Consider the following 20,209-nt stretch of genomic DNA (forward strand, 5'->3'; position numbering starts at 1 on the left):
CCTGCAGTCGATATGTGTCCCGATGTCCGCGCTTCGCGCCGGATTTCGGCTGAGGGGACTTCCTTGTTCAAGCGCATCCTTCGTATCGTCATCATCGCCCTGGTTCTGCTCGTCCTCTTCGTCGTGGTCGGTGGCATTGTCGGCTTCAACTTCCTGCGCGACAACGGCATCAAGCAGTATTTCGCAACGATGAAGCCGCCGGCGGCGACCGTGTCGACGACCATCGCCAAACCGTCGACCTGGACGCCGGGCGTCGAGGCAATCGGCACGGTCAGGGCTGTGCGCGGTGTCGATCTGACGGTTGAAACCACCGGCATCGTCAAGGAGATCCTGTTTCACGCCAACCAGAAGGTTGCCGAGGGCGCGGTCCTGCTGCAACTCGACGGTGCGGTCGAGCGCGCCGATCTGGAAGCGACGAAGGCGCAAGTCGCGGTCGTCCAGATGGCGCTGACGCGCGCCATTGAACTGCAGAGGCGCGGCGTCAATGCGGACGCTACGCTCGACACGGCGCGGGCAACCGCATCGGCAACCGCCGCGCAAGTGAACAAACTGCAGGCGGTGCTCGACCAAAAGCAGTTGACGGCGCCTTTCAGCGGCACGGTGGGCATTCCGAGAATCGACCTCGGCCAGTACCTGGCGCCTGGCACCGTAGTGGTGACGTTGCAGGATCTGGACACGATGCGGGTCGATTTCTCGGTTCCCGAACAACAGCTCCCGCTGCTCAAGATCGGCCAGACGGTGCGGCTGGGCATCGGCGGCGGCGGGATGCCCTATGCCGGTACCATTCGCGGCATCGACCCGAAAATCGACCCATCCAGCCGGTTGGTGAATATCAGGGCGGAAGTCGCCAATCCTGAAGGCAAGCTGACCCCTGGCCAATTCGTGCAGGTCCGTGTCGAACTGCCCGAAGAGCAGAATGTGCTGGCGCTGCCGCAGACGGCGCTGACCACCAGTCTCTATGGCGACTATATATTCGTCGTGCAGCCGGCGAAGCCCGCCGAAGCGCAGGCAGCCAAGCCGGAAGAAAAGCCCGCCGCGTCGGCAACCGACAAACCGGCGGACGCCCAGCCCGCTGATGCCAAGCCGGCTGACGCGATGAAGCCGGCGGCAGATGCAACCAAGCCTGCCGCCGATGCGGCAAAGCCAGCGGACAAGGCTGCCGATCCGGCCAAGCCGGTGGCGGAAGCCGACAAGCCCGCGCTGGTGCTGTCGCAGGTCTTCGTCAAGCCCGGCCGCCGCAATCAAGGCATGGTTGAGATCGTGGAAGGGCTGAAGGCTGGAGACGAAGTCGTCACCGCCGGTCAGAACCGGCTGTTCAATGGCATGTCCGTCGCCGTCGACAACACCATCGACCCGACCAAATCGGCGAACAAGCAGGCCGACCAGCAATGAGCTTTTCCGATATCTTCATTCGCCGGCCTGTCCTTTCGACGGTCCTTGCCTGCATGATCCTGCTGCTGGGTTTCCAGGGCATCTTCAACCTGTCGATCCGGCAATATCCGAAGGTTGACGAGACGGCGATCACCATCACGACGGCCTATCCAGGCGCCAGCGCCGACCTGATCCAGGGCTTCATTTCCGCCCCGATCGCCCGCGCCGTCGCCTCGACCGAAAACATCGACTACGTCACCTCGTCGAGCCGTCCGTCCTCCAGCACCGTGACGGTGCAGATGAAGCTCGGCTCCAACCCCGACGTGGCACTGACCGAAGTGCTGTCCAAGGTCCAGGGCGTGCGCGGCACCTTGCCGGACGCCTCCAAGGACCCCGTCATCGTCAAGGGCACCGGCCAGCAGTTCGCGATGATGTACATCTCGATGCAGAATCCGAACATGACGAAGGAGCAACTGACGGAGTACATCGAGCGCGTCATCCGGCCACGCATGTCGACGGTCGAAGGCGTCGCCGACGTACAGATCTTCGGCGCCCAGGAATACTCGATGCGCGTCTGGATCGACCCGGTCAAGCTTGCTGCGCGCGGCGTGACGGCCTCCGAGGTTCTGGAGGCCATCAACAATTCCAACTTCCTGTCGGCGCCCGGCAATACACAGAACGAGTATGTCGTCTCGTCGATCACCGTGCGCTCGACGCTGCAGACGCCCGAAGCATTCGCCGCGCTGCCGTTGCGCTCGACCGACGGCAATGTGGTGCGGCTGCGCGACGTGGCTCGCCTCGAACTCGGCGCCGAGAACACGGACACCAGGGTCAGCTTCAACGGCAAGCCCGGCACCTTCCTCGCCATCTTCCCGACACCCGCGGCCAACCCGCTGACCACGGCGGCGGCGCTCACCAAGCTCGTGCCGCAGATTCAGGAAACACTGCCGAAGGGCATGACGATTGAGGTCGTCTACGATGCGACCGGGCAGATCAGTGCCTCGATCGACGAGGTGTTCAAGACCATCGCCGAGGCAGTTGCCATCGTCGTCGTCGTCATCCTTTTGTTCCTTGGCTCTTTCCGTTCGGTGATGATGCCGATCGTCACCATCCCGCTGTCGCTGATCGGCGTCTGCTTCCTTTTGTTTGCGGTGGGCTATTCGATCAATCTTCTGTCTCTGCTGGCCATGGTGCTGGCCATCGGCCTCGTCGTCGATGACGCCATCGTGGTGGTCGAAAACATCCATCGCCACATGGAGGAAGACCATATGTCGCCGATGCAGGCGGCGTTCAGCGGCATGCGCGAGATCGCCTCGGCCATTGTCGCCATGACGATGACGCTGGCAGCCGTGTTCGCGCCGCTGGCCTTCACCGGCGGCCTGACCGGCGCGCTGTTCCGCGAGTTCGCGGTCACGCTCGCCGGCTCGGTTGTGCTGTCAGGTGTCATCGCCGTCACCATCACCCCGATGATGTCGGCGCGCCTCTTGAAGTCCGGCACACCGGGCCGTTTCCAGCGCATTGTCGACGGCACCTTCGCGCGGGTCGAGCACGTCTACGAGAGGGCCGTCACCGGTTCGCTGAACTATCGCCCGCTGACGCTGATCATCGTGCTGGCGCTTGTCGGCGTCACCGGCTTCATGTTCACCAAGACCTCGAGCGAACTGGCGCCGGAAGAGGACCAGGGCTTTCTGCTCTCGATTGTGACAGCGCCACGCTATGCGACCTCCGACTACACCGAGACATACGTCAACCAGATGCTCGGCCTGGTGAGGGATATTCCCGAGACGCGGGCGCAGTTCTCCGCCGTCGCCTTCGGCGGTGAGACAAACAGCGCCTTCGTCGGCTTTGCCTTCAAGGACTGGGCTGAACGCAAACGCAATTCCAAGGAATTGCAGGCCGACATTACGGCCCGTCTAGCCAAGGTGGCGGGTGTACAGGCCTTCGTCTTTGCGCCACCGACGCTGCCAGGCTCCGGCGGCGGCCTGCCCATCGCCATGGTGGTGCGATCGACCGGCGATTCCTCGGAAGTGTACGATGTGGCAGAGAAGATCAAGAACAAGGCGCAGGCCTCCGGTCGCTTCATCGTCGTGCAGAATTCGATGGCCTATGACGCGCCGCAGGTGACGGTGACCATCGATCGCGACCGCGCCGCGGCCCTCAACCTGCCGATCGCCGATATCGGCCGGACGTTGACGCTGCTGGTCGGCGGTGCCGAAGTGGCGCAATTCGATCGCGACTCCAACAGCTACGACATCATCCCGCAGGTGCCGCAGGAGTTCCGCGACAACCCCGAAAAGCTCGGCGAGTACTTCGTGCGCAGCGTGACGGGCGAGATGGTGCCGCTGTCGGCCGTGGTGAAGATCTCCAACAATGCCGCGCCGGCGGCCATCGAGCAGTTCAACCAGCTGAATTCAGCGACGATTTCCGCGCTTCCGCTGCCCGGCGTCACCACCGGCGACGGGCTGAAGGCACTGGAGGACATCGCCAGGGAGAACCTGCCCGATAGCTTCTTCATTGATTACTCCGGCCAGTCCAGGCAGGAGAAAGAACAGGGCAACACCATCCTGATCGCCTTTGCGGCGGCCGTCATCGTCATCTATCTGGTGCTGGCGGCGCAGTTCGAAAGCTTCCGCGACCCGCTGATCATCATGATGGCGGTGCCGCTGTCGATCTTCGGCGCCATCGTGCCGCTCAATCTGGGTCTCGGCACGCTCAACATCTATACGCAGGTCGGCCTGATCACGCTGATCGGCCTGATCACCAAGCACGGCATCCTTCTGGTCGAGTTCGCCAACCAGCAGCGTGAAATCCATGGCATGCGGCGGCGTGACGCCATCATCGCCTCGGCCAAGGTCCGCCTGCGCCCGATCCTGATGACGACGGCGGCGATGGCGCTTGGCGTGGTGCCGCTGATCACGTCCAGCGGTGCGGGCGCCGCGGCGCGCTATTCGATGGGCCTGGTCATCTTCACCGGCATCCTGGTCGGCACCATGTTCACGCTCTTCGTCGTGCCCATGTTCTACACTTTCATCGCCAGCAAGGACCTGCCGCATCTGGCCGAGAAGCCGGATCCCAAGCTGATGCCGGCACTGCCGAACTAGAGCAATTCCAGGAAAAGTGTGAAACGGTTTTCCGTCCGGAATTGCGTCAAAACAAAGAGTTAGAGCAGTTGGCCGTTTCAGAGAAACGGTGAACTGCTCTAAAGCAAAACAGGATGACAACAAAAAAGAGGCCGGAAAATTCCGGCCTCTTTTTTTGGCTGGGCTCGATACCGCCGGTTTGAGCTGTACTCGATACCGCGCAAACTTTCCTGCGGGAGCCTTTGAACGAGGACGCGGCAGTTGGCCTGCCCGTTCCACAGCCTGCTACTTGACGATGACGATGCTGGTGTTGGTCGGCCCGAACATTTCGACGAGCTGATAGAAATCGGCGGCGTTGTCGGGATGCAGCCGCACGCAGCCATGCGAAGCCGGCTGGCCGAGACGCTTGATCGCGTTGGTGGCATGCACCGCATAGCCGCCGCTGAAGAAGACCGAGTGCGGCATCGGCGCATTGTCGTACTTCTTCGAATACCACATCTCATGCATGCGCGTCGGCTTGAACGAGCCGGTCGGCGTCACATGGGCTCCGTCGCCGGTGGAAACCTTCCAGGCGAAGGCTGGCCGGCCGTCGACCGAGACTTCCATGATCTGCTGTGAAAGCGAGACGCGCGCCACGATCTTGTTGGCGGCGTGCGCTGCGCCCGAGCCGGCGCCGAACAGCAGTGCCGCACCGGTCAGGGCGGCGGCGGCGACGTTGATGAGCTTGGCGGAAATGGCGGTGTGCATGATGGTATCCCCTCTCTCTGCCGGGCTTGGCCGGCTCCAATTCGATGGCTGCTTATCCCAATGGCATGTTTCGGGGAGATTTCGTGAAATGCTCGTTTGTGTTTCGAATCTGTTTCCTCTGGTTAACAAGAAACGCCGCTGACGCAGCCGAGAATGGGGGACAGACACTGCTTGCTGACGGGGATCAGATCACAAACATGGGTATTTGCCTCTAAACGAAGGTGCGAATTTCTGTATATGAAACAATGATCTTCGATCTCGAAACCAAGCGGCAACAAAGCGCGACTCCAAGCGGCATGATCCGGATACGGGCCGCAAGCAAAGTTGACGTAACGAAAACAGCCGGTACGAAAATGGAAACGAAATCGAACGCACTGTCCTGGGTTCTCAGGATCAGCATCGCGGCAGTGGTCATCGGCGGCGTCGGCACGGTTGCCGGCAACTCGTTGACAAGTCTCGGCGCGATGACGTCAGGCGAGATTTCGACCATGCATGCGGCACTGTTTTTTGCCACGGTCTGGATTGTTTCCAGCCTGCGCATCGTTCGGCTCAAGGCCCTCTGGCGGGTCGGTCTTAAGCTGACGGGAATGCGCGGCCCCTCCGGCAACTTGCTGCCGAGAGGACCGAAGGCCCGCGCCGCAGCGGGGGGCTCCGTGGGCGGCGCGGGCACTTCGGGAGTATCCTGAAGTGACCTGCAACACACATATGGGGAACTGATACGATGAACACGAAATTCGCCGCTTCGGTGCTTTCTGCACTGCTTTACGCGCAGGGCCTGCTGGGCTTTGCCGCTGTTGCCACCGTGCTGCTCAGGGACCGCGCCCATGCGAGCGAGCTAACCATGGGCAATGACATCCCATCGGGTCCCTCGCTGCTGGTGGTGCGCTGAGCGTCAGGAGCATCGGACCCAGGTGGAAACTCCGATGCTCGAACGAAGAGATGGTGTCAGTGCCCAGCCGTCAGTCGACGAATTGCTGCGGCGGATCGAACCGATAGCCGGCGCCGCGAATGGTGGTGATGGTGTCGGTGTCGAGCTTGCGGCGCAACCGCACGATGCGCGAATCGATCGAGCGATCGAAGGCGTCAGCGTTTTCGGCAGGTGCCGCGGCAATGATATCGTCACGCGTCAGCACCTTGCGCGGACTGGCCAGGAACAGCCTGAGCAGCGCCACCTGACCGGGCGAAAGCTGCTCTTCCGTGCCGGACCGATGCATGACGATGGCCGATCTCAGATCGACGGTCGCGTTCTCCAGCACGATCAGTTCCTGCGTGCCCCTGCCGCGCCGCGAAAGCAGGCCTCCGACACGGGCAGCGAGTTCCCTGACATTGAGTGGGCTCTCGACGACGTCGGCCGCACCAAGCTCGAGCGCCAGCACCTTGTCGACGAGATCTGCCGGCCGGCAGATCAGGATGAAATCCGGTCCGCCCTCGCCACCATGGCGCTTGAGCAGATCCCGCCCCTCCGCCTGGCTGACGCTGTCGCCGATGACGACGACGTCGATGCCCTTTCCCGACAGCAGCGACTCAGCCTCCCATGGCTGCCGCGCCTGATGCACATCGTGGCCACGACGCTCGAGATGGTCGGCGAGTTCGGTCGCGACCACTTCGGCGACCGAAACGAGCGCAATGACGGATCGTGCGGCCATATTTTCCAACCGTTCCCTGGCAACTAGATATGAGTGCTGGACATCATGTTTATACCCAATCTACTTTCCACTGAAAGTGGGAGCGAGAGCATCGTGCGGGCAAGAATTGTCATCGTCGAGGATGAGCCCGATCTGAGGGATGCGGTTGCCGAATATCTGGGCGCCGCCGGCTATGACGTGGTCACCGCAGAAAGTGCGGCCGCTGCGCGCAGCCTTGTTGAAACGCAGTCGTTCCATCTCGCCATCCTCGACATCGCCATGCCCGGCGAGGATGGCCTCTCACTCGGTCGCTGGCTGCGTTCGCGGCTGCCGATCGGTATCATCTACGCGACCGCCGCCGGCACCGCGCTCGACCGCATCGTCGGACTGGAACTCGGCGCCGACGACTACATCGTCAAGCCCTACGAATTGCGCGAAGTTCTGGCAAGGGTCCGCAGCGTGCTGCGCCGGGTTCCTCAGCCGCAGGAGCTTCAGGGCAAGAAGGCCGCGACGGATCGCCGTTCCGTTGCCTTTGGCCCTTTCCAGGCCGATCTCGACGGCAGGCTGGTGACCGGCGCCAATGGCTCGGTGATCGACATGGCCAAGAGCGAGTTCGACGTGCTGGAGGTTTTCCTGACCCGCGCCAACCGGCTGCTGACCCGCGCCGCGATCTCCGAGGCGATCGGCTTCACCGAAGACCCGGACTCGTCGCGCGCGGTCGACATTCGCATCATGCGGCTGCGCAAGAAGATCGAGACGGATCCGGCCAATCCGAAATTTTTGCGCACGGTGCGCGGCGAAGGCTATATCTTCTCGCTGCCGACCGGCGACGGCAACTGAGCATCGAGCCCAAAGAGGGGTCAGGCTCGCAGCCGTCGCCCGCCGATCGAACTGGCCCTGGAATGACGGCAGAAGATGACCGCTGAAGCAGCAAACACGGATATGCAAGGGTTCAGGCAGGGCGCGGCGATGGCGGCCGTGCGCGTCGTTCGCCGGCTGCGCGAGGCCGGCGACTGGCAGCGCGAGATGGAGGGCATCCTCGAAACGCTCTGCCGGGCCATAGAATGCCAGCGCGGCATCCTGTTTCGCTTGCGCGAGCTGCCCGGCCAGGGCTTCGCCCAGTCGGTCGCCGCCTACTGGATCGACCCCGACTTCGGCGGAGAACTGGCATCGCCAACCGTCATCATGCAGTCGGTCGTCAATTCGGATCCGCTGCTGGAGCGGGTGGCCGAGGATGAACGGCAAGGCAAGATCTTCGCCGGTCACACGCGCGATCTCGAAGGCTTCCTGAGAACCGACTTCGAAAAGCAGAACATCAAGTCGTTCCTGTCGGTGTCGGTCTTCGCGCATGGCCATCTATGGGGCACGCTGGCGGTCAACGACTGCGTCGACGAGCGCGACTGGACGGACGAGGAGGAGGCGACGCTGCACATCATCGCGCTCGCCATCGGCGACGCCATCGAACGATCGCCCTCCGACGCCCATGCCAGCGAAGTCATTCGCCGCACCATGCTGCAGGCCTCGCTCGATGCCATCATCGTCATCGACGAGACCGGTTCGATCATTGAGTTCAACCCGGCCGCCGAAAAGATGTTCGGCTTCCTGCGCAGCGATATCCTCGGCAAGGACCTGCTCGACACCGTCGTGCCGGAATACTATCGCAAGGGCTATTCGTCGGGAGCCGAATATATGTCCGGCCGCGGCGCGCCGATGGTCGGCCAACGGCTCGAGACGGTGACCCAGAACGCCGCCGGCGAGGTCTTCCCGATCGAGCTGACGGCAACCGAGATGCGGGTCGCCGACCGCCGCCTGATCTTCGGCTCGATCCGCGACCTGCGCGACAAATTGCGCGCCGAGGAGGAGATCGGTCGCCAGCGCGAGAAGCTGCACCAGAATGAGAAGATGGCGGCGATGGGTTCGTTGCTGGCCGGCGTCTCGCACGAGCTCAACAACCCGCTGGCCGTGGTGGTGGCGCAATCGACGCTGCTGCACGAATTCGCCTCCGATCCGCAGACCAAGGTGCGCGCCGAGAAAGTGCGTGCCGCCGCCGAGCGTTGCGGCCGCATCGTCAAGAGCTTCCTGTCGATGGTCCGCCTTCACCCCGCCGCCCAAGCCGAGACCGATCTCAACCAGGTGATCCGCGCGGCCCTCGAGGTGACCGCCTATGGCGCGCGGTCGAGCGGCATCATCATCGACACCGATTTCGCCGCCGGCCCGCTGCTGGCCATGGCCGACGCCGACCACGTGACGCAGGTGGCGGCCAACTTCCTCATCAACAGCCAGCATGCATTGGCCGGCATTGCCGGCGACCGGCTGATCAAGGTGCGGACGTTCCGCGGCGACCGGGGCAACCCCGGCTTCTCGGTCGCGGACAATGGGCCCGGCGTGCCGGAAGCGATCCGGGGCCGCATCTTCGAATCCTATTTTACCACCAAGCCGGTCGGCGTCGGCACCGGCATCGGCCTGTCGATCTCGAAATCGATCATCGAGCGGCACAATGGCAATGTCTGGTTCGAGGAAGTTGTACCGAGGGGAGCACGCTTCGTGGTCCAGCTGCCGGCCATTGCGGCCGGCGCTGCCAGCGCCGGCGAGAACCAGCCGCGCTCGAGCGGCTTGCGTCATGCCTTGATCATCGACGACGAGCCGGATGTCGCCGGCTCGCTCTCCGACATCCTCGAATTGATGGGCATCAAGTCGCGGATTGCACCCGTCTGGGAATCAGGCCCCATCACCTTGGGCGGCCACATGCCGCCCGATATCGTCTTTTCGGACCTGCGAATGCCCGGCATCAGTGGCATATCGATCTATCGCGAGCTGCTTGCCGAAAGGCCCGACCTGGCGCAGCGTTTCGTGCTGGTCACCGGCGACCTGATCGGCGCGAAAGCCGAAATCGAGGCCTTGCCGGCGCAGCAGCGGCCGCAGATCCTGGAAAAGCCGTTCAGCACTTTGGATGTACGCAGCGTGCTGTCCGCCATTGCCGAACAGGCGGCATTGAAAGGATAAAAAGAGGCCCCCAGCCGGGCTCGTGGCAGGGGGCCGAAGAAGAGCGCGCTGGAGGGAGCGCTCGGGGGAGGTCAGAGCATGATCCCAAAGAGGGAACCGGTTTTGGGATCAGGCTTTGACAAAAATCAGAAAACGTTCGGCGTGCTGGTCAACGGCGCAGCATTGGCGATCATGCGGATCGCGCGGATCTTGTGCGCTCCTGACTGCTCGGCGATGGCGCGCAGGCAATCCATGCTCTCGGCGCCCCAGGCCTGCCCCTTGCAGGCGAAGTCGATCGTCGGCATCGGCAGACGCGCGGTCCTGGTCGTCGTCTGCGCGCCGTCGACAAGGTTGGCTGGCGGATTCAACGAAGCGAAGGCCGGCCCGACTGTCGGCGCGAACGCCATGCCGATGAAGGCGCAAGCAGCCAGCAGAATGAACATCGCCATGGGATGGTCGCTGGCCTGCTGGCGCAGCGCCAGTTTCGGACGGCGGTCATCGCGCTCTGGAGCCTGGAGGAGGTGCTCGCCACGGGTCGTGTTGATTTTCGCATACATCGCCGTTCCCTTCGCTGAGTTTCTTTTTGGTGATGAAACGAACTTAGCCGCACTTTGTAACCGGGCTAAGGTGGCGCAAGTCTGACAATGTAACCGGCCTGAAACAGTGTTTCGGGCAGAATCGGGCAAAACCGGTCACAGCGTTTCGCACATCCTCTCGAAGAATGAGTCTTCACCCGATTCCGGCCCTGATTGCTCTGGCCAAGCGCCGCCGCAGCGCGGCCCAAACCGACGACCGGCAAGCCCGTTCCGGCCCCTGCAAGGTGCTTTGTCCGCCGCTCCGTCCGCCTCGCAAAGTCGTGCCGGGACAGCGTCATTGAAAACGTAACTAACACCCGGATTCTCCGGGATTTTCCGGGCCGACAGCCGCGCAGATTCTGGCTCCAGACGACATCAAGATTCCGCCCCGGAAACCTTCGGATTTTCACAAGCCATTGCATTTCAATGAAAAATATGCTTTTATTGAATGAGTATTCAATAAAAAGAAGAGACGTTTTATGAACCCGCACCTCCGTGACGTGGCGATCCCCAACGATTGGGACCGGCGGGGACTACCGGGCTGGAGTTACCATTCCGACGCCCTTCTCGAACTCGAGAAGGAGCACGTCTTCCGCAACCACTGGCAGATCGTCGGTCATATCTCGGACATCCCGAATGCAGGCGACTACCTGACCATGGACGTGGTCGGCGAACGCGCCTTGATCGTGCGCGGCAAGGACGGCGTCGTGCGCGGCTTCAACAACATGTGCCGCCACCGCGGCAGCCGCGTCGTCGCCGACAGCCAGGGCAATTGCAAGAACGCGCTGGTGTGCCCGTTCCATGGCTGGGTCTACAATCTCGACGGCACGCTGCGCGGTGCCGCGCGCCCGCGCTCCTTCCCCGATCTCGACAAGACCGAATTCGGCTTGATGCCGCTCGATCTGGAAATCTGGATGGGTTTCATCTTCATCCGTTTCCGCAATGGTGGGCCGCAGCCTTCGGTTGCCGAGCTGATGAAGCCGATCGAGCCGGAATTCGCGCATTACAACGCCGCCGACATGGTGCCCTCCTGGGGCATCTGGACCCAGAAGACGCCGGTCAACTGGAAGTCGGTTCGCGATGTCGACAATGAGGGCTATCACGTCGCCATGGCGCATCCCGCGCTGCAGGATCTCTATGGCGCCACCTATTTCGACGAGCCTTTCATCAACGGCGTGTCACGCTCCTTTGCCACCTACAACCCGCATGCCGGCCGCCGCTGGAGCGTCAAGAACTATGTCAAGATCGCGCCCGAGCCAACGCATCTGCCCGACTATCTGAAGAAGGCCTGGGTCTATTACGGCATCTTCCCCAATGCAGTCATTTCAGTGATGCCGGAATCGGTGCAGTTCTATCAGGAATTTCCACTGTCGACCGGGCAGACCCTGCTGCGCGGCGCCATCTACCGCTACCGCGACGAGAGCCGCGAGCAGGCGGCCGCCCGCTACCTCTCCTTCCGCATCGATCGCGACACCATGTCGGAAGACGTCCAGCTTTCGGTATGGTCGAACGAATCCATGCTGTCCGAGGCCTTCGAGGGCTTTTATCTCTCGGACCTCGAATATGGCGTGCGCACCCATCACGACCATCTGCGCAAGATGCTGCCGGTGCTGGGCCTGGAAACCGCGCCCGAGGAGAAGGACATGTGGAATCTGAACGACGCGCTCAGGTCGCGGTCTTAAGGGCAGACGGCCATCAGAGGCCTCTCCCCGTGAAACGGGAGAGGGGAGAATTCACCCCCGCCACACGCCTTCTTTCGTCAGATCATCCATCGTGCGCGAAATGCCCTCGCGCAAGATGCCGACCATGTCGTCGATCTGCTCGCGCGTGATGATCAACGGCGGCGACATCACGCACATGTTGATCAGCGGCCGGACCAGCAGGCCAAGCTCGTGGCAGTGCGCGTCGATGCGCTTGCCGACATTCTTGTCGAGTTGCAGCGGGTCCTTGCTTTCGCGGTCGGCCACGCATTCGACGCAGCCCATCAGCCCGAGGCCACGCACCTCGCCGACCAGCGGCAGCTCTTCCAGTGTCTTCAGTTGCGCCTGGAAATAGGGCGCGACGTCCCGTGTATGGGCAAGCACGCCCTCCTCGAGCAGATCGAGGTTTTTCAGCGCCACGGCGCAGCCGATGGGATGGCTGGTATAAGTCAAGCCGTGGCCGAAGATCGCGTCCGGATGGTTCGACCGGCGCAATTCTTCCAGCAGCCGCTCCGAGATGATGACACCGCCGAGCGGGAAATAGCCCGAGGTGACCCCCTTGGCGAAGGTGATCATGTCGGGAACGATGCCGAACATGTCGCCCGAGGCAAAGACATGGCCAAGCCGGCCGAAGGCAGTCACCACCTCGTCGGAGACATAGAGGATGTCGTTGTCGCGGCAGATCTCGCGGATGCGCTTGAGGTAGCCGTCGGGCGGCACGACGACGCCGCCGGACGCCTGCACCGGCTCGCCGACGAAGGCGCCGATCTTCTCAGCGCCGACTCGGGCGACCGTGTCGCGGAACTGATCGACCAGGAAATCGGTGAAAGCGGCAAGGCTCATCCCTTGCGGGCGGCGGAACGGATCGGGCGAAGACAGCTTGATCACCAGCTCGTCGGCGCCGTCCATCCAGTCGTGGTCGCGCGGTCGGCCATTGAGCGAGGCCGACAGATAGGTCGAGCCATGGTAGGCGCCGCCCCGGCTCAGGATCAGCTTCTTTTCCGGCCGGCCGCGCACATTGTTGTAGAACTGCATGAAGCGCAGCGCCGTCTCGACGGCCGAAGAGCCGCCAGTGGTGTAGAAGACGTGGCTGAGATCGCCTGGCGCATGGCCGGCGATGCGCTTGGCAAGTTCCGCCGACTGCGTGTTCATCGTGTACCACGGCGTGTTGTAGGACAGCGCCATCGCCTGGTCGTACATCACCCTGGCGAGTTCCTCGCGGCGGTGGCCGACATTGACGCACCACATGCCCGCGGGCCCGTCGATCAGCCGCTTGCCGGTGCTGTCGGTGATGTAGATGCCATCGCCTTCGCCGATCAGCGTGCGTGCTTCGGCGCCGACCGAACCGGCATAGGGCCAGGGCTGGATGAGATGGCGCTTGGCCAGCTCGACGGCATCGTCATCGCCGACATCAGCCGTTTCGCTCGCCCTCAAATCTCTCACAGCAGCCACAATCACCTCCACATCATCTCGTCCAATTTTTCTCGGGCATGAAATTCAGCATCAAATGCCGGAAATGGCGGCTTTCTTCACTTCATTTTGAATGTCCGTTCAATCAATATTACAGAAATAGCGCTTGATTTCAATCCGCGGATGCGGGCATGATCAAAGAAAGCCGGCAAGCCAAAATAAAAATTGGGAACGGAGAGCCGGCGTCAGCACAATGGGATACCGCATGGCGGAACAGTCCAGGCCAGCAACCGAAATCACACCCGGAGCCCTGCAATGACGGCGGCGGCGGAAGGCTCGTCCCCGCTACGCATGACGCGGGCCAGACGAAATGCCCTTCTGCAGTCCGAACCCGTACAGGGCTTTGCCCTGATCAGCCCGACCTTTCTCTACGCGCTCATCCTTCTCGTCCTGCCGATCCTGGTGGTCATTGCGCACTCCTTCTGGACGCAGAACTACCTGACCATCGACCGCACTTTCACGCTGGAAAACTACCGCATCGCACTGACCGAGCCGATCTACCGCGATCTGTTGTGGCGTTCGCTCTACATCTCGCTGACGGTCAGCCTGTTCACCGTCGTCCTGGCCTATCCGATCGCCTACTTCATTTCTTTCCACGGCGGTCGCCACAAGAGCTTGTGGCTGTTCCTCATCACCATTCCATTCTGGACCAGCTATCTCTTGCGCGTCATGTCTTGGAAGGTCATCCTCGGCTACAACGGCGTCCTGAATTCCGGCCTGATGGGCCTCGGCATCATCGACGAGCCGTCGACCGCCCTGCTCTACAATTCGAGCGCCGTCATCATCACGCTGACCCATGCCTGGGCGGCCTTCGCGATCCTGCCGATCTTCGTCTCACTGGAAAAGGTCGACCGCACGCTGGTCGAAGCAGCCACCGATCTCGGCGACGGCCCGCTGCGGTCTTTCCTGCGCGTGACATTGCCGCTGTCGGCGCCAGGCGTGATCTCGGCGGCGCTGATCGTCATGATCCCGACCGTCGGCGACTATGTCACGCCGAAGCTTGTCGGCGGCAAGGATGGCGTCATGATCGCCAATGCCATCCAGGCGCAGTTCGGCAAGGCCTCGAACTGGCCGCTGGGCGCGGCCCTGTCCGTGACCACCATGCTGATCGTGACGCTGATGGCGGGCGCCACGGTGCTCATCATCCGCGCTCTGCAGAGGCTGGCACGATGAGGGCGGTGCGGCGCTTCCTGTCGCGCGGCTGGCTGCCGGCCTACGCGTTCCTCTACGTCGTGTTTCTCTACCTGCCGGTCATCTTCCTGCCGATCTTCTCGATCAACACGGCGGCGACACCGAAGTTCCCGCTCTCCGGCTTCACCTTGCATTGGTACGAGGACCTGCCCCGCACCCCGGCTTTGCTCGACGCCGCCTGGAACAGCATGATCGTCGGCGTGTCGGCCGCGATCCTCTCCACCGTGCTTGGCATCCTCGCCGCCCGTTCGATCACCCGCTACCGCTATCCCGGCCGCCGCACCATCAACGGCCTGATCATGGCGCCGCTGGTGCTGCCCGAAGTGATCGTCGCCATCTCGATGCTGCTGGTGATGCTGCAGCTCGGTTTGAGCCTGTCGCTGTTCACCGTCGTGCTCGGCCATGTCCTGGTCTGCATCCCCTATTCGATGACGGTGCTGACCTCCGGCTTCGAAGGCTTCGACCGTAGCCTGGAGGAAGCCTCCGCCGATCTCGGCGAAAGCGCGTTCGGAACGTTCCGGCGGGTGACGCTGCCGATGGTGGCGCCGGCCATCATCTCCAGCCTGCTGGTCTGCTTCACCATCTCGCTGGACGAGTTCATCATCGCCTTCTTCCTCACCGGGACAGAGGCGACGCTGCCGATCTACATCTGGGGCCAGTTGCGTTTCGCAGCGAAATTGCCCGGCGTGCTGGCGCTGGGCACGCTGTTGCTGGTTGCCTCCTTCTTGCTGATGACAATTGCCGAGATCCTGCGTCGCCGCGCCGCCAGACGCACCCAGAACGAGGGAGGCCTCTATGCCTGAGCAGCCGCAGGTCGAGCGCTCCCAGTCCGATAGGCCAATGATCGAGATCCGCAACGTCACCCGCAGCTATGGCGCGTTCAAGGCGCTCGACGACGCCTCATTGACCATCAAAGAGGGCGAATTCTTTTCGCTGCTCGGTCCGTCCGGTTGCGGCAAGACCACGCTGCTGCGCATGATCGCCGGCTTCGACAATCCGACCAGCGGCTCGATCGCGGTCGGCGGCCAGTCGATGGAAGGCATCCCGGCCAATCGCCGGCCGACTAATATGGTCTTCCAGAGCTATGCGATCTTCCCGCATCTCAATGTCGAGCAGAACGTTGCCTATGGGCTGAAGCGGCTCAAGCTGCAGGGCGGCGAGGAGAAACGCCGCGTCGAGGAAGCGCTGGCGCAGGTGTCGCTGACCGGCCTCGGCAAGCGTCTGGCAACCGAGCTTTCCGGCGGTCAGCGGCAGCGCGTGGCGCTCGCCCGTGCGCTGGTCATGCGGCCCAAGGTGCTGTTGCTCGACGAACCGCTGTCTGCGCTCGACAAGAAACTGCGCGAGCAGATGCAGGTCGAGCTGCGCCGCCTGCAGCAGGCCGTCGGCATCACCTTCGTGCTGGTCACCCACGACCAGTATGAGGCGCTCGCCATGTCCGACCGCATCGCCGTGATGTTCGGCGGCAAAATCGCGCAGGTCGCCTCGCCCAAGGAAATCTACCAGCGGCCGGTCAATCGCCAGGTCGCCGACTTCCTCGGCGGCATGAACTTCGTCAAGGCTGAGATCGTCGAGGAGAATGGCGCCTCATTGGTTGTCGACACGCTGGGCTTCGGCCGCGTCAAGACCGACAAGCCCAAGGCCTTCGTGCGGAATGGTGGCGCAGCCACGCTCGGCATCCGGCCGGAACGCCTGCGCGTGCTGTGGGACAACGCGACGGCCAAGTTCGAGGTCGCAGGCAAAGTCGTTGAACGCCACTATTTCGGCGAGATCACCCATTTGATCGTCGAGATACCGGGCCTGGAAAAGCCGCTGTCAGTGACCGAGACCAACGATTTCGGCGCCGACGACATCCCCGTCGGCACCTCGATCCGCCTTGCCTACGATCCCGAGGCGCTGGTGGCGATGGCCGATTGAAGATCGGCCATGATCTTGCGCGCCGCGATGCGCCCGGCAACGATGGCGCCTTCGACATAGCCCGGAAATGACGGCGACAGTTCTGAACTGGCGAAATACACCGGCGCAGCGCCAGTGAGAAGCGCGCGCTCGGCGTCGGTTGCCGTCGCATTGATGATGAGATCGCTGTAGGCGCCGCCGCTCCAGCGGTCATCCGTCCAGTCGCGATAGCTGAGATCGAGGATGCCGGCCGCCTCGGGCCCCAAGGCCTCCACCAGTCTTTTCGCTATTTCGGCGCGTAGTGCCCCATCGCCGAATTCGCGCCAGCGCAAGGCGAGCGGCCCGCCGACGAAGACGACCAGCGCCGCGTCATCGTCGTCCTTGCTGACATCACAGGCAAAAAGCCCCGGCAGGTCGCGCCACATCACCATGCCGCTCAGGCCGCGGTCGCGCCAGAAGGCGGTGGGAAAGCGAACCAGCACCTTGATCACCGCGCCGCTTTGCCAGACCGCCAGGGCTCTTTGCAGGCTAGCCGGCAACGGCGGCGCAAAATCCAGTTTCGCGGCCATCGTCGGCGGTACGGCGATCAACACCGTCCGCGCCTCGATGGTGCCCGCCGCCGATGCGAGACGGACCCTTCCCGGCCCATGTTCGATCCCCGTAACCGCTCTGCTCAACCGCAGCCGGTCGCCGAGATCGCGAGCCAGATCGTCGGCCAGCGAATGCATGGTATCGCGCACGAAATACTGCAGCTCCGTCACCTCGTTGGTGATGCGCCGGTCATTGTCGATCAGGTGCCACAACGGCAGCTTTTCCAGAGCCTGACACCACAGGCCTTCGATCATCGAGCGGAACACCGCCTTGGTGTCGTCAGGATCGTTCTGGCTAGCGAGCCATGTGGCTACGGTCAGGCCGGCAATTGCCGGATCATCAGGCGAGATCGCATTCATGCGGTCGCGGATCGCCATCGAGCCGGCATATGTTCGTTCCGCCTCCCTCGCAGACATCGCCGGTTGGGCGACGAAGTCGCCATCCAGATAAGTCTCGACCAGCGTCTTGCCGCGCGCCGCGACGAGGGCCATCAGCTCCGGCATGTCCTCGCACAGGAACTGACCGCCGCTGTCGACGCGCTCGCCAAGCCCATTCTGCCTGGACTCGACGCGCCCGCCGACGCGGTCACGCGCTTCGAGCAGCCGGAAGTCGATGCCGACCGCCTTCAGCTCGAGCGCTGCCGACAGGCCGGTGAAGCCGGCACCGACGATGACGACGTCGGTTCTTTCCGGTTCGCTCGTCAATAGCCGGCCTTGATCTTCTCGAACTCGGCGACCATGCGCTGCTTGAGCTCCGGCGCCACCGGCTGCTGGAACAGCGTCTTGTCGAGGAATTTGTCGAGATTGTCGAAGCCGCGGTCGACCAGCACCTTGTGGTCGATCGCCGCCATGCCGGCGCCATTGCCATGGCCATACCCGAAGGTCTTGACCAAGTAGTCCGACACGGCGGGTGCATTGACGGAGTTCAAGAAATCATAGGCTTCGTCGAGCTTGCCCGGCGCATCCTTCATCAGCACATAGCCGCACACCCAGGTCGAAATGCCTTCCTTGGTGTCGCGGTTCATGGCGATCGGCATGCCTTGCCCCTTCAGCGTCACGAAGGTCTCGTTCCAGCCCCAGACGAGGTCGACCTCGTTGCCGATAAAGGCCTGGTTGAGGTCGGTGTCGTCGGTCCAGTAGAAGCGGATGTTCTTGTGCACGTCGCGCAGGAAGGCGGATGCCTCCTGGAACTGTGCATCGGTCATCTTGGTCCAGTCCTTGAGGCCGATGACGAGGCTCGCCAGCGCATAGGCGTCGTCGACATTGTCGCCGATGGTGACGCGGCCCCTATACTTGGGATCGGCAAAAATCCTGAGCGACTGCGCCTGTTCAGCCGTCACCTTGTCGGTGCGGTAGAGCAGCGAGGTGTTGCCCCAGTCGAACGGCATGAACCAGGCCTTGCCGTCGGCGGTGGTGGCGAGATCCTTCATCGCCATGATGCCGGGATTGAGGTCCTTCCAGCCGGCAATCCTGGAGGTGTCGAGCGGCTGCAGCATGCCGGCCTCGCGCCACTTGACCACGCTTTGCGAACAGGGGTGGGCAATGTCGGCCTTGAAGCCTGCCCGCATCTTCTCGAAGGCTTCGTCCTCGTCACCAAAGAAAGCGAAGGTCGGTTCGGCGCCGTATTTGGCAGCGTAGGTGGGGTGCAGCAGCGGATCTTCATAGCCCGACCAGTCGAACACCACGAGGTCGCCACCACCCTCCGCCAAGGCATGGACGGAGCCTGCGCCGATCAAACACGCGGCGGCAAGGGCAAGGCGGCGTAGCACTGACTTCATGGCTCGAAAACTCCCCCGTCGCGAAAAAGAGGCTGTGAGGTTAGGAGAATTCGGCTTCTTTGGCGAGCCCGCCCGCCCGCCTTGTCGACGGGCGGACGGACCGGCGAGACAGGCTCAATAGCCGGCTTTGATCTTCTCGAATTCGGCGATCATCTTGAGCTTGAGTTCGGAAGGAACCGGCGACTGGAACAGCGTCTTGTCGACGAATTTCTGCACGTCGTCATAGCCCTTTTCCTTCAGCACCGCCTGATCGACGCCAGCCATGCCCTTGGCATTAGCCTGGCCATAGCCCCAGTCCTTGACAAGCACCTTGGCGGTCTCCGGATCGTTGACGGCGTTCAGATAGTCATAGGCCTTGTCGATATTGCCGGGTGCGTCCTTGAACAGCACGTAGCCGCAGACCCAGGTAGAGATGCCTTCGTCGGTGTCCTTCTTGGATTTGATCGGCACACCGGCGGCCACCGACTGTACCGTCGCGTCATTCCATGCCCAGGCGAGGTCGACCTCGCCACCGCTCAGCAACTGCACGACGTCGGTGGTGTCGGTCCAGTAGGAGCGCACGTTCTTGTGCACCTGGCGCAGGAAATCCGAAGCCTGCTTGAACTGGTCGTCGGTCATCTTGGTCCAGTCCTTGAGGCCGATGGCCAGACTGGCCAGCGCGTAGGCGTCGTCGACATTGTCGCCGATCGACACCCTGCCTTTGAACCTGGGGTCGGCGAAGGCCTTCAGCGACTGCACGTCCTTGGCGTCGATCTTGGAGGTGTTGTAGGTGAGTTGGGTGTTGCCCCAATCCCAAGGCATGAACCACGCCTTGCCGTCCGGCGTGGTGGCAAGGTCCTTCATCGCCATGATGCCGGGATTGAGGTCCTTCCAGCCCGTGATCTTCGACGTATCGAGCGGCTGCAAGAGGCCCGCCTCGCGCCATTTCACCACGCTCTGCGAGCAGGGATGGCCGAGGTCGGCCTTGAAGCCGGAGCGAACCTTCTCGAACGCCTCGTCTTCGTCGCCGAAGAAGGCGAAGGTCGGCGAGTCGCCGTTCTTCTCGACATATTTCGGGTGGAAGCTGGGGTCTTCGTAGCCGGACCAGTCGAACACGATCAAGTCCTTGTCGGAGGCGACCGCAAGTGCGGCGGCCGACGCCGCCAGCGTTCCGGCCAGCACCAGGGTCAGTGTCAGGCGTCTTGTCAGTGTCTTCATTGCTGTTCCA

Annotated in this window: 17 protein-coding genes; 10 read left to right on the forward strand and 7 right to left on the reverse strand. The window is 62.7% G+C overall.

From position 1 onward, the window contains the following. Nucleotides 1–63: 63 nt before the first annotated feature. Nucleotides 64–1,392: an efflux RND transporter periplasmic adaptor subunit gene (locus AC07FD_RS18540; protein WP_478351030.1), complete on the forward strand. Its 1,329-nt coding sequence runs from the start codon at nucleotides 64–66 to the stop codon at nucleotides 1,390–1,392. Then, nucleotides 1,389–4,472 carry an efflux RND transporter permease subunit gene (locus AC07FD_RS18545; protein ID WP_478351031.1) on the forward strand — a complete coding sequence of 1,028 codons (3,084 nt, stop codon included), beginning with the start codon at nucleotides 1,389–1,391 and terminating at the stop codon, nucleotides 4,470–4,472. Before AC07FD_RS18540 ends, AC07FD_RS18545 begins: the two co-directional genes overlap by 4 nt. 264 nt (nucleotides 4,473–4,736) lie before the next feature. On the opposite strand, the gene AC07FD_RS18550 is transcribed toward AC07FD_RS18545, so the two are convergent. Continuing rightward, nucleotides 4,737–5,198 carry a L,D-transpeptidase gene (locus AC07FD_RS18550; RefSeq protein WP_478351032.1) on the reverse strand — a complete coding sequence of 154 codons (462 nt, stop codon included), beginning with the start codon at nucleotides 5,196–5,198 and terminating at the stop codon, nucleotides 4,737–4,739. 245 nt (nucleotides 5,199–5,443) lie between these two features. On the opposite strand from AC07FD_RS18550, the gene AC07FD_RS18555 reads away from it, so the two are divergent. Together AC07FD_RS18555 and AC07FD_RS18560 are read left to right on the forward strand one after the other, a co-directional pair. Next, a complete protein-coding gene (locus AC07FD_RS18555) occupies nucleotides 5,444–5,884 on the forward strand; it encodes a hypothetical protein (RefSeq protein ID WP_478351033.1) in 441 nt (146 codons plus the stop codon). Nucleotides 5,885–5,919: 35 nt separating this feature from the next. Further along, nucleotides 5,920–6,087 (forward strand): hypothetical protein, encoded by a 168-nt coding sequence (locus AC07FD_RS18560; RefSeq protein ID WP_478351034.1) that lies wholly within the window; start codon nucleotides 5,920–5,922, stop codon nucleotides 6,085–6,087. A 70-nt stretch (nucleotides 6,088–6,157) separates the two neighbouring features. Here AC07FD_RS18560 and AC07FD_RS18565 read toward each other — a convergent pair whose 3' ends face one another. Further along, the gene (locus AC07FD_RS18565) at nucleotides 6,158–6,844 is read right to left on the reverse strand and encodes a winged helix-turn-helix domain-containing protein (RefSeq protein WP_478351035.1); all 687 of its coding nucleotides are present in this window, start codon (nucleotides 6,842–6,844) and stop codon (nucleotides 6,158–6,160) included. A gap of 45 nt (nucleotides 6,845–6,889) precedes the next feature. On the opposite strand from AC07FD_RS18565, the gene AC07FD_RS18570 reads away from it, so the two are divergent. Next, nucleotides 6,890–7,663, forward strand: a complete 774-nt coding sequence (locus AC07FD_RS18570; RefSeq protein ID WP_477227782.1) for a response regulator — start codon at nucleotides 6,890–6,892, stop codon at nucleotides 7,661–7,663. Nucleotides 7,664–7,738: 75 nt separating this feature from the next. Beyond that, on the forward strand, nucleotides 7,739–9,826 hold the full coding sequence (locus AC07FD_RS18575) for a GAF domain-containing sensor histidine kinase (protein WP_478351036.1): 2,088 nt from the start codon (nucleotides 7,739–7,741) through the stop codon (nucleotides 9,824–9,826). A gap of 125 nt (nucleotides 9,827–9,951) precedes the next feature. Here AC07FD_RS18575 and AC07FD_RS18580 read toward each other — a convergent pair whose 3' ends face one another. Further along, on the reverse strand, nucleotides 9,952–10,362 hold the full coding sequence (locus tag AC07FD_RS18580) for a hypothetical protein (RefSeq protein WP_477299900.1): 411 nt from the start codon (nucleotides 10,360–10,362) through the stop codon (nucleotides 9,952–9,954). 497 nt (nucleotides 10,363–10,859) lie between these two features. Between AC07FD_RS18580 and AC07FD_RS18585 the strand changes: the two genes are divergently transcribed. Beyond that, nucleotides 10,860–12,062 carry an aromatic ring-hydroxylating oxygenase subunit alpha gene (locus tag AC07FD_RS18585; protein ID WP_478351037.1) on the forward strand — a complete coding sequence of 401 codons (1,203 nt, stop codon included), beginning with the start codon at nucleotides 10,860–10,862 and terminating at the stop codon, nucleotides 12,060–12,062. A 51-nt stretch (nucleotides 12,063–12,113) separates the two neighbouring features. Here the strand turns inward: AC07FD_RS18585 and AC07FD_RS18590 are convergent, their stop codons facing one another. Further along, complete coding sequence (locus AC07FD_RS18590; RefSeq protein WP_478351038.1) at nucleotides 12,114–13,532, reverse strand: aminotransferase; 1,419 nt, start codon at nucleotides 13,530–13,532, stop codon at nucleotides 12,114–12,116. Nucleotides 13,533–13,805: 273 nt separating this feature from the next. Here AC07FD_RS18590 and AC07FD_RS18595 point away from each other — a divergent pair, with 273 nt between their 5' ends. The 3 genes from AC07FD_RS18595 to AC07FD_RS18605 are packed head-to-tail and all read left to right on the forward strand — an operon-like array spanning nucleotide 13,806 to nucleotide 16,655. Next, nucleotides 13,806–14,723, forward strand: a complete 918-nt coding sequence (locus AC07FD_RS18595; protein WP_478351039.1) for an ABC transporter permease — start codon at nucleotides 13,806–13,808, stop codon at nucleotides 14,721–14,723. Further along, entirely contained in the window at nucleotides 14,720–15,544 is an 825-nt protein-coding gene (locus AC07FD_RS18600; RefSeq protein WP_478351040.1) for an ABC transporter permease, read from the forward strand. Before AC07FD_RS18595 ends, AC07FD_RS18600 begins: the two co-directional genes overlap by 4 nt. Before the next feature lie 37 nt (nucleotides 15,545–15,581). After that, nucleotides 15,582–16,655, forward strand: a complete 1,074-nt coding sequence (locus AC07FD_RS18605; RefSeq protein ID WP_478351076.1) for an ABC transporter ATP-binding protein — start codon at nucleotides 15,582–15,584, stop codon at nucleotides 16,653–16,655. Here AC07FD_RS18605 and AC07FD_RS18610 read toward each other — a convergent pair. The 3 genes from AC07FD_RS18610 to AC07FD_RS18620 form a co-directional block, all read right to left on the reverse strand. Then, nucleotides 16,619–17,929 (reverse strand): flavin monoamine oxidase family protein, encoded by a 1,311-nt coding sequence (locus tag AC07FD_RS18610; RefSeq protein ID WP_478351041.1) that lies wholly within the window; start codon nucleotides 17,927–17,929, stop codon nucleotides 16,619–16,621. The genes AC07FD_RS18605 and AC07FD_RS18610 overlap by 37 nt on opposite strands. Continuing rightward, on the reverse strand, nucleotides 17,926–19,002 hold the full coding sequence (locus tag AC07FD_RS18615; protein WP_478351042.1) for an extracellular solute-binding protein: 1,077 nt from the start codon (nucleotides 19,000–19,002) through the stop codon (nucleotides 17,926–17,928). Before AC07FD_RS18615 ends, AC07FD_RS18610 begins: the two co-directional genes overlap by 4 nt. Before the next feature lie 114 nt (nucleotides 19,003–19,116). Continuing rightward, entirely contained in the window at nucleotides 19,117–20,199 is a 1,083-nt protein-coding gene (locus tag AC07FD_RS18620) for an ABC transporter substrate-binding protein (RefSeq protein ID WP_478351043.1), read from the reverse strand. Nucleotides 20,200–20,209 lie beyond the last annotated feature (10 nt).

The organism is Mesorhizobium waitakense (genome assembly GCF_056431085.1).